3 protein-coding genes are annotated in these 1,522 nt (G+C 56.1%); 2 read left to right on the top strand and 1 reads right to left on the bottom strand.

Features of this window, described 5'->3' with window-relative positions; all coding sequences use genetic code 11:
- Positions 1–263 precede the first annotated feature (263 nt).
- Both KP708_RS15330 and KP708_RS15325 read left to right on the top strand, forming a co-directional pair.
- Positions 264–443 carry a CopG family transcriptional regulator gene (locus tag KP708_RS15330; protein ID WP_228121443.1) on the top strand — a complete coding sequence of 60 codons (180 nt, stop codon included), beginning with the start codon at positions 264–266 and terminating at the stop codon, positions 441–443.
- A gap of 2 nt (positions 444–445) precedes the next feature.
- The gene (locus tag KP708_RS15325; RefSeq protein WP_322782933.1) at positions 446–724 is read left to right on the top strand and encodes a type II toxin-antitoxin system RelE/ParE family toxin; all 279 of its coding nucleotides are present in this window, start codon (positions 446–448) and stop codon (positions 722–724) included.
- 107 nt (positions 725–831) lie between these two features.
- Here KP708_RS15325 and KP708_RS15320 read toward each other — a convergent pair.
- Positions 832–1,522 (bottom strand): hypothetical protein (locus tag KP708_RS15320; protein WP_215757228.1); only part of this gene is annotated, 691 nt, incomplete at its 5' end.

Raw genomic sequence — 1,522 nt, 5'->3', positions numbered from 1 at the left:
CACTAKACTCAAGATTAAATGGTATMGGCCAAGCTTTTACTCAAGATTATAGAGACCGATTTGMTCCTAAGGTATATTCTAAATCCGAGTAATATTTATACCTGAGCAGCCTGCGGCGCTAGCGCGCTGCATTCGCTCTGGGTCTGCACCAATGTTTTTTTCTGATTATTCTGTCTGCTCATGAAGCAAAGAAATTTTAGCGGCTAAAACTACCGTTTTCCGGTAGTATCAATGTCTGAACTTGATTGAGCGACAGGAGCGGCATGATGAGCGCACACCCGATTGTCCAGCATGACGACGCCGAGACGACAGCTTTTGCTGACGCCGTTCGAGACGGAATCCGCGCCGCAGATGAAGGGCGCAAGCGTCCCTATTCTGAGGTGCGTAACTGGCTCCTCTCTTGGGGTACGGAACACGAAAAACCTGCACCACAGCGCGGGTAATCGTGCAAAATTTCATCGTTGATATTACCGATCCAGCGGTCGATGACCTCCAAAGTATTAGAAATCACATAGGGGAAGAAAACCCCGCAGCAGCAAGCCGTGTTGCTATTCAGATAGTCGCAGCCTGTGACCGTCTCGAATATCTACCGGAACGAGGCCGACCGGGCCTTGTCCCTGGCACGCGAGAACTGGTGTCCTGCTGGCCGTATGTAATCGTCTATCGCATCGCAGATTCAACGGTCGAAATCCTGCGCATCTGGCACAGTTCTCAAGACCGATAGACCGCTAACTCGTATCGAGTTGTGTTTACTTGTGCTGAGTTATGCCTACTAAAATATGAGGCAGTTCCTCTGGGGTAGTGTGGAAGCTGCCCCATTTTCGTGACCTGTCACATACCGAGCGAGGGGCCGTTGGATGATGCGCCGGACGCCTCACCCGGCCCGTCTCCTACACCGTTCCATTCTGGCGCATAGCCACGCTCAACAGCCTCTGACCATTCGGCCTCGAACTCAGATCGGGCGGACGGGGAAATGTATTGCAGAACCCCATTAACCATTTCCTCAAACTGCTGCGCCATGAAGCCTACCATTTCCCCGACACTCTGAACGCAGGCTTGCAGCCGGTTCTTCCGGGCAACTGTCAGGCCCTCAGCTAACCACCAGCGCCAGTCCCCTGACGTGCTGACGTTATAGGTCGCCTCATTGCGCACCCATGCCCGCTTGAGAGTGTCAAAGTCCTCTCGAAGTGCTGCAATCGCCTCAGCTTTTGCCTTCTCAATCGCTACTTCCGGCTCCTGTAGCGCTTGGCTTCGCTCCTCAACCGCCAGCGCAGCACTGGACACCTCTGCCAAGGCCTCCCGCACAGGCAGGGCAGTTAAACGCCATGCCGCCCGCAACTCCTCACGTCGTGCCTCTGGCATATCTTTGGCTGCCCACCACCCCAGCCGGTCAGGTACTTTCGGTGACGGGCAAACCCTGCGAACCTCACCGCCCCGGAACGCCGCAGCACCCCGGTTTGAGCCAGCCCGACCCTCCCCCCCCCTCTGCCCCCGCTCCGCACAGGCCGCCTCCCGCCCCCCC

The sequence above is a fragment of the Gluconobacter sp. P5H9_a genome, assembly GCF_018812085.1.
Lineage (GTDB): Bacteria > Pseudomonadota > Alphaproteobacteria > Acetobacterales > Acetobacteraceae > Gluconobacter.
This window is presented reverse-complemented; position numbering and strand designations above follow the sequence as displayed.

Coding starts and splice junctions, on each gene's coding strand:
- KP708_RS15330 (WP_228121443.1), top strand. CDS start 264: ATGATGAGCGCACACCCGATTGTCCAGCATGACGACGCCGAGACGACA.